Below are 7,624 nucleotides of genomic sequence, written 5' to 3' on the forward strand. Positions count from 1 at the left end.
TTCGAGATCCTGATGTTTTTTGAATGAACTTTCTATGCTAATGGCTATGTGCTAGTTTTCTAGTTTCTGTCATTATTATAATCTAAAACTGGCTTAACGTGTTAAAAGTTTCTTCCTTCTTGCTTCTCCGGCGTACATGTACCACCCGATCAGCAGAAATGGAATCGACATGGACACAACGATCCCCGCGTGCTTAAAGACGCCAAGCAAACTATTAGTCAAATCTCCCACGATACTAAACGTTATCGCCTTCGGCAATTCGATCGTAGGACTGATTGCAACCCTGTAATCTCCTTCTTCGACGATCTCGAAGCTGTACAGCGATTCGCCTCTCGTATCGTTAAATGTAAAATTCATGGAAGAATCCTTTGCTAGCACTATTTCCTTATTGTCCGACACGTTAACTATCTTTACCGCGACCAGACTCGATACATTATTGAATTTCTCTTCTTTTTTAAGCTGTAGCACTCCCAAATTAAGCTGTTTCGAATCGAATTCGTAGAACAAATGATGTTGCCCTGCTTTTAAAAACACTTCCATGGTACCGGGAGCACTTATCATGACTCTATCGTTTACGGGATTATGGTTCAAGAAGTTAATCCCGGCAAACACCATCCCCAATAAGATGATGGCGCCGCCCAATATTAAAAACAGGTACTGAGAAAGCAATCGTTTCATCGGTAACTCCTTTAGGTTTTCTCCGGATTCCCGGCTTCTTCAGGTTTACCCAACGCCCGGCAATTCGTCCAGATGCCAATAAACCAGCTTGCCTTTCTCTTCGGCCACTCTGACCATCTCGTCCGCCCCCTGAGACGGTCCTCCAACCCGGAGCACCGCATCGCAGCATTCCAGCAGCCGAATGGAAGACGGATGAAACATGCGATTGAACACGTCGTCTCCGATGGTCTCGGACCCTGCGGTTGCGATCAACGGGAGCGCATACCACTCGCCCAGAACGGGCAAATGTCCCGCTTCATATACCTGCAAAGCGATTTCGTTCATCAAGCGGACGTTTTGCTCCAGAAGCTCGGGATCGTCCCCGGTTCCCGAGCGATACGGTCCGGCGATAAGAATGTGCAGGGGCTTGACCTCCGGCTCAAGAAGTCCGTGAATTTGCGCATACTGCAGCAGCATGATCGTTTTGGCATCGCAAATTTCGCCGGTTCGGACCATTTCGAGCGCCTCGATGAACGGGAGTTCAAGAACCTCGATATGCTCCTGCTCTTCTTCCATCCCTCCGCCTTCTCCAGCCAGCATGCCCGGACTGTATTCGGCCGTATAAAAATGCAAAATCTCCGTCACGGAGCCGGGAGACATATAAGCCTCGCCGACTTTGACAATCTCACTTACGCGGTACCCTGTCTCCTCCTCCGTCTCGCGTACAATGCTCGCTTCCGGGGTTTCCCGGTCCAGCAGGCCCGCGCACGTTTCGATAAGCATTCCCGTTTCGTTTCCGTTCACATAGGTCGGCATCCGAAACTGCTTGGTCAGCACCACTGTCTGCTTCGCCCGATTATACAGCAAGATTGTCGCTCCATTGCCGCGGTCGTATACTTCACGCGCTTGGGTCTCCCAAGTATCGTCCTGTTTTTGATACTCGAAGGTCAATTTCTTTAAGACGTACCAGTTGTCCGATAACATCTCTTCTTTCAAAATACGTACCCTTGGATTTCCCTGTCTTATCATATGGATCGCTTCCTCCCTAAGAAAAATCCGGAATCTTTCGAAATGCGGATTTTCCCTTCACGTTCGATCATGGAATTTAAAAAGCTTTCAAAATGATGCAGCGCAGCTCCCGTCAACCGCTGGCGGGCATTCATTGGAGTCGAGGTGATGTAATCCAGAAGCGGCCCGACTTCGCTCACAAGCAGGTGGTCGTCATAAGAATACAGCCGAACCTCGGAAAACCAAGGGGATAACATCTGCTCACCGTTGTCCAAATTAAACCGTTCGATGACGGGGTCCAGCACACAGATCTCGGGATCAAACGCCGCAGCGAGCTGCTCGACTTCCTGCAAATGCCGCTTGCTCATCGTCGCAGCGAACAATCTTCCTCCGGGCTTTAAGACGCGATGAATTTCGGAAAACGCTTTGGGCATGTCCGGCACATGGTAAAGCATGTTGTTGGCAATAACGATATCGAACTGTTCGTCATAGAAAGGAATGTCCTGCACATCGGCCATCACAAACTTGAATTGCGCTTTACGTTCCCCTAAGCTGCTTCGCGCTTCCTCAAGCATGCCGTGAGAAAAGTCCGAGAGCGTTACCTTCCAGGCTTCAGGAATCCGGTCCATGTTCCGCGCCCATAAAGCGCCGTCGCCGCAGCCGACCTCAAGCACTGTGCATCCGGACTGCTCGATCAAATGCCCGAACAGCCAGCGATGCCAGCCGATCGGATTGACGCTGCATTTGTCGTAGAGCTGGATTCTCGTTTGCAGACGCGTCGCGGTATGGTACTGCTCAACCCAATCTTTTTCCGAATGGACCGCATGGATGAGCTCGATCAGACTGCTCCACTCCACGTCCTCAGGCTTGTTCTTCATCATTCCCAACGCTTGATTTATCGCTTTGACCACCACTTCCATGTGCGCGAGCTTCTGCCGGAGCGTCTCTTTTTGCGCCATCAACGAGCTTCGGAGGTCATGTCCGGACAGCGATTCTTCGCGAATCACCTCCTTGATCTCTTGAAGGGTCAAACCGATATACTTCAACGTCTGAATCTTCTGCAGCCGAATCAGATCCTCTTTGCTGTACAGCCTCGCCGACGTCTGACTGTGCTGAGAAGGAGACAGCAGACCGATCTGGTCGTAGTACCGCAGCGTTCGCAGCGTGATCCCAGTCCTTTTGGCAATTTGCCCTGTCGTTGCATAGTCGCCGCTTTTCACATTAATCCCCTCCATCACCCCAATAAACCCTAAGGAGATTATATCCGGTTACGTCACGTCACCTTCAAGCTTTATTTTCGGAGAGCACAGCCTGCACGTCTTCGACGAAGCTCCTTTTATTAGCCTCGATGTAGGCAAGTAAATGATCGAATATATTTTCTTCCTGACTGCCGTTAGTTAATTTCTCGGCGGCGTACTGGATTTCTTCGAAAAACTCATCATCCGCAATCGCATGGACTTGCCTGAAATAATTGATTTCATACGGCTCCAAGTCTTGCAGATCGCGATGCAGCTGTCCGGTGCTCAAATTGTAGTTTTCCAGAATCCGTTTGATGTCCTTCAAAGCATTCGCATCATGAACCGCTCCGATGCGTTCCAGCGCTTCGATTGTCTCGTTAAGATATTTTCCGGTCGAGTTTTCCAAAAACCCCAGAATGCCGTTCATAATCAGTTCCGTATCGAAATCGATGAGCAGCACGATGTCCTGAAGTAGAGCCGGAAGCTTAAAGAAGACCTCTTCATCCTTCAGTTGAATGTTTTCCTGGCTGTACCTATTTATACCGACGTGATCCATAATTTCATCAGCGGATGCATTTATTAGCTCCTTATGATCGGGCAGCAATCTTCGTAAGATCGTTTGGTGGATTTCCATTTGTCTTCTCCTTGTTCCGCCGCGTGAACACAGCGCAGTCTTTTATTCTTTACACAGTCTTTTTCCTACCAAAGCTTCTGCCGCTTCGTCCGAAATGTCGGTCAAAAACCCAATATGGTTCAACTTTCTTGATGCGGATCCGTAATTTAACATTTCAATGGAGTTTACTTCAATTTTTTGTCCCTTGTCTTCTTTATTTACTAAAGTGTCTCCATTTCTTAAAATCGCGCCGCTTTCGGTAATTTCTCCTGCAATCACGTACCCTCGGCCTGTGATTTTGAATACATCTTTAACTTCAAGCTCGAACATCGCTCATCATCCTTTTATTGTGCTGTCAACCATCATATTTCCTCCTTTTATTTACATCGTCTGACAGACGCTTAAACTAAATACTCCAGAACCTCCAATTTGGCATACGATGCCTGAGCTACCAAGTAGACCCGGCTCGCCAACGCAAAAAAAGCGAAGTCGAGAAGACTTCGCCAAAAATGCCTTCGTATAGTTGAGCAAGCGGTTTTTCCCGCTATTTTGTTGTATCTATAGGTTCCGAAGCCAGTTGGCTTCCGACAGGCTTATTTTTCGCGGAAAGCAGCGTAATCGCCATCAGCAGTACAACCCCGGCAACAACCACAAAGGGAAGATGCTTATCCACCTGGTAAAGACTCGTGCTGAGAATCGGGGCGATCACGGCGGATATGCCCTGCACCGATCCTACAAGACCGGCCACGCCTCCTTGCTGCTCGCGGGCCACCGCAAGGGAAGCGCCGGCCATAAAGCCCGGCATCATCAGCCCGGCTCCGATGCCAAATAAGAAGAAGGCCGTGTAAAAACCGACGAAGCCGACGACGAACAGAAAGAGCGCCATACTGACCATCAGAAGCATCGATCCGACAAGGATCAACGGGGTGGGCTGCCATTTGGGCTTTTTCATTTGCAGCCCTTGCGTAACGATCATCGCCACCCCGCTAAGCATCAAGCCGAAAGAAAGCATCCGTGCGGTTTCCTGTGTAGTCAAGGACAGCTGGTCCTGAAAATAAAAGCCGCCGACTACTTGCAAGGTGACAATACTAAGCATCGTTGCCAGTCCGGCGAACAAATAAAGGCGGACGCCTTTCTGAAACGGGCTTACCTTTGGAGGCTTTGCCTGAACAACCGGTTTATGAGCCGGGATCAGCAGCAGGACGACGACCAATGCGACGATCGGCAGCAGCGCGCCAATATAAAGCGGCCAGATCAGACCGATAAGCGCAAACACTCCGGCAATCGCAGGTCCGAGCACGAGGCCCATTCCGTTCGCTGCTCCGATCAAGGCCATCCCCGCCGACCGGCCCTTTTCGTCCGTAACATCCGCCATATACGCCTGCGCCGACGACGGAACCGCGGGGATGAACAAACCGACTAAACCGCGTGCCACAATGAGCAATACGACCAACAGTCCGCCGCTGATGAGCTGCGTCAGTCCTGCGTACATTGTGATGGTGAACAACACGTAGCTCACAAACATGCCCAAGAAGCCGATCAAGATAACAGGCTTTCTTCCTTTGGCATCGCTCAGGCTCCCCCATACGGGCGCCATCGCCGCCATCGCAACGGATCCCAGAGAAATAATCAAACCCGAGTGAGTTTCACTTAATCCCAATTCGCGTATAAGCGGAGGCATTACGGGAGCAATAATCATCAAACCGACCATCGCGACAAAAACGCTAAAAAAAATGCTGAATCGTACTCGTGCCATCTACACATCTTTCTCCCTTCCCAACATCCTTTTTGCAATACTTGCTTTTTAATGGTAGGAGAAAAAAGGGACGGTGACCACCAAGTAACGGATCAACTATGATGTAAAACGGATTTTTTGTATGCGGTCATGTTCCTGCTTCACGGAAATTACCCCAGACTTGTTTTAGTGATGTACGCCGCATGGTCTTAAGACGCTTTTGTATTGTAAATTACTTCCCTTAGTCGCTCGCTTATTTTGGGCGAAATTTGAAAGCCTTGTTCCGAGTTCGATTGTTCCACAAGCAGGCCGGTCTGTAGATCCGTCGTATTCGAAATGTTCAAATAAAACCTTTTGCTTGTGCGGTCTTCAAAAGTAACCCGCATTTTAAAGATTACCTCATAATCGAGAATGCCGGGCAGCTTCTCGGCTTTCTGTATGGCGTCCGTAAACAGTTTCAGTTCAGCTTCTTCTTTAAACTCCCGATGGATAAAAGGGGTTCCGTCTCTCATCGTGCACTGATTTCTACATTCCAAATCAACGGAGCTGATCGCTTTATTCTCCAATAGATTGTTGTTATTGCTTCCACAACCTGCAAATATCCCGAACATACAAAGAGCAAATAGAACCATAAGCGCTTTCTTAATGATCATCACATCCCGGAAATAAAGATCTTTGTCTGGCTCATTCAGTCTACATTCCATAATTTGAAAATTCTTGCGAGGGGCCTTTGATGTCTTCTCTTATCGTCTCTGTGTAATTTTGGTTAGAATAAGCTTGAATAACGCTTCTCCAAAAATGTTGGGCAGGGACATTCCAGTCATACTGATTGACTCTCCAACGACCCTTGAATAAATTAAAAGCCTGTACCGCCGCTTCCCTGCCGACACCTTGTCTTCTATACTTCCGAAGTACGAAAAAATGAATTAGGTTGATCACTTGCTCTTTATATAAATGGCGAATGACTACAAAACCGGCTATTTTCCCATCTGCTCTAATAAAAAACAAATGAAAATGCTCGCTATCCAGCCAGCTTTTCGAGTCGAAGTCTACTACAAATAACCCATTCTCATTGACGTCTCTACCGTTGTATTCGGAAAGATCATAAGATGCGAGCTCTACAAGATGGTTTAATGTCATTCTCCCATCTTCCTTAACCTTTTCCAACGTTATCAGCAAAAGATCTCACCTCGCCATTCGTACGGGTAATCTGAAAAAATCCGGCTTTATTTCTTTTTTACCGGGAACATGAGGTCCATGATTTCTTCTGCCGTTTCTTCATCATACTCCTTATAATGTTCTACGCCGTAGGTATCGGCAAGCTCATATTCCGATTCCGCTACCCACTGATATAAGTAATCATAGGCTTGATATGCTTGATTCTTTTTGCCCTTGTATGTCACGCAAGCATACGTATTTGCCGGGAAAGACACGGCCTCCATGCCTTCGGGTAGTTCGTCCATGCCAGTTACTTCGACGCCGGCAATCCATTTGAATTTATCCAATTTGTAGCTATAATTAGGCGGGTCGATAAAAATTCCAATCGCGTTATCGTTTATCCTATTTGTAATCTCGGCTATGCGCTCGTTGAATTTTTGATGCAATTTCGGTATGTTTCTTTGTTCCCGTTCGTCTTGCAGCAAGGTCTCCAAAGATACGCCAACGACCATGAACGATGGTTTTTGAATTATCGTTGTTTTCATTTCACAGCTCCTTTTAGATCTCTTTCCATCCAAGTGCGATTTCAGTTAATTTATCTTCTCCGATTTGTATTTCTTTCTTGCCTATGTATTGTCCGCCTAGCTTCTTGTAGAACTCCATCGACGGATTGTCTTCAAGAACCCAGAGCATGAACGATTGATAGTTTCTTCGCTTTAGCGCTTCAATGAAACTCTCAAAAAGCAGCTTTCCATATCCGTTTCTCTGCACTTCCTTCAATAGGTAAATGGCATACAATTCCGCAACGTATTCAAAATTGGGCTTCCTGCTCTTCCCGCCATGAACAAAGCCCATAATGCTTCCTAAATCTTCAACAATATAAATGACATCATCTTCAGTAAGATTGTCAAAAATGTCTTTCCAATTCTTCATTCTTTTTTCTACGGTTAAATGAGACAAAAATGATTCGGATATGATCCCATCGTAAGTAGACTTCCAGCTCTCGACATGTACCCGGGCAATGCCTTCAATATCACGAACAGAGGCTAATCTGATATTCACCGGACTTGTCTCCTTTATCCTTCATTTCGGAGCGGCAGACTCCGCGTTTGCGTTGTACATATTTTACAATAGCTTTCTCATTCTTTACTATACTTCTCTTATCTGTATATTGCCTAGTAATTTCCATCATATCTATAATCTTATGGTTGTCAA

At 47.1% G+C, this 7,624-nt stretch carries 11 protein-coding genes; all 11 read right to left on the bottom strand.

The features are described 5' to 3' along the window. Window positions 1-93 precede the first annotated feature (93 nt). On the bottom strand, window positions 94-678 hold the full coding sequence (locus NI000_RS08715; RefSeq protein ID WP_253409575.1) for a hypothetical protein: 585 nt from the start codon (window positions 676-678) through the stop codon (window positions 94-96). 45 nt (window positions 679-723) lie between these two features. Next, on the bottom strand, window positions 724-1,686 hold the full coding sequence (nudK, locus tag NI000_RS08720) for a GDP-mannose pyrophosphatase NudK (protein ID WP_253409577.1): 963 nt from the start codon (window positions 1,684-1,686) through the stop codon (window positions 724-726). Further along, window positions 1,683-2,885, bottom strand: coding sequence for a MerR family transcriptional regulator (locus tag NI000_RS08725; RefSeq protein ID WP_253409579.1), 1,203 nt, complete (start codon window positions 2,883-2,885; stop codon window positions 1,683-1,685). Before NI000_RS08725 ends, nudK begins: the two co-directional genes overlap by 4 nt. A gap of 64 nt (window positions 2,886-2,949) precedes the next feature. Then, window positions 2,950-3,537, bottom strand: coding sequence for a DMP19 family protein (locus NI000_RS08730; protein ID WP_253409581.1), 588 nt, complete (start codon window positions 3,535-3,537; stop codon window positions 2,950-2,952). 42 nt (window positions 3,538-3,579) lie between these two features. Further along, window positions 3,580-3,846 (bottom strand): hypothetical protein, encoded by a 267-nt coding sequence (locus NI000_RS08735; protein WP_253409582.1) that lies wholly within the window; start codon window positions 3,844-3,846, stop codon window positions 3,580-3,582. A 214-nt stretch (window positions 3,847-4,060) separates the two neighbouring features. Continuing rightward, window positions 4,061-5,272 (bottom strand): MFS transporter, encoded by a 1,212-nt coding sequence (locus NI000_RS08740; protein ID WP_253409584.1) that lies wholly within the window; start codon window positions 5,270-5,272, stop codon window positions 4,061-4,063. A 188-nt stretch (window positions 5,273-5,460) separates the two neighbouring features. After that, window positions 5,461-5,862 (bottom strand): hypothetical protein, encoded by a 402-nt coding sequence (locus NI000_RS08745; RefSeq protein WP_253409586.1) that lies wholly within the window; start codon window positions 5,860-5,862, stop codon window positions 5,461-5,463. Window positions 5,863-5,944: 82 nt separating this feature from the next. After that, window positions 5,945-6,418 (bottom strand): GNAT family N-acetyltransferase, encoded by a 474-nt coding sequence (locus NI000_RS08750; protein WP_253409588.1) that lies wholly within the window; start codon window positions 6,416-6,418, stop codon window positions 5,945-5,947. 59 nt (window positions 6,419-6,477) lie between these two features. Continuing rightward, a complete protein-coding gene (locus NI000_RS08755; RefSeq protein ID WP_253409590.1) occupies window positions 6,478-6,954 on the bottom strand; it encodes a GyrI-like domain-containing protein in 477 nt (158 codons plus the stop codon). A 13-nt stretch (window positions 6,955-6,967) separates the two neighbouring features. Continuing rightward, window positions 6,968-7,471, bottom strand: coding sequence for a GNAT family N-acetyltransferase (locus tag NI000_RS08760; protein ID WP_253409591.1), 504 nt, complete (start codon window positions 7,469-7,471; stop codon window positions 6,968-6,970). Next, on the bottom strand, window positions 7,443-7,624 hold a 182-nt coding region (locus NI000_RS08765), incomplete at its 5' end, for a hypothetical protein (protein WP_253409593.1). The genes NI000_RS08765 and NI000_RS08760, both read right to left, overlap by 29 nt.

The sequence above is a fragment of the Paenibacillus tyrphae genome, from assembly GCF_024158745.1.
Lineage (GTDB): Bacteria > Bacillota > Bacilli > Paenibacillales > NBRC-103111 > Paenibacillus_G > Paenibacillus_G tyrfis_A.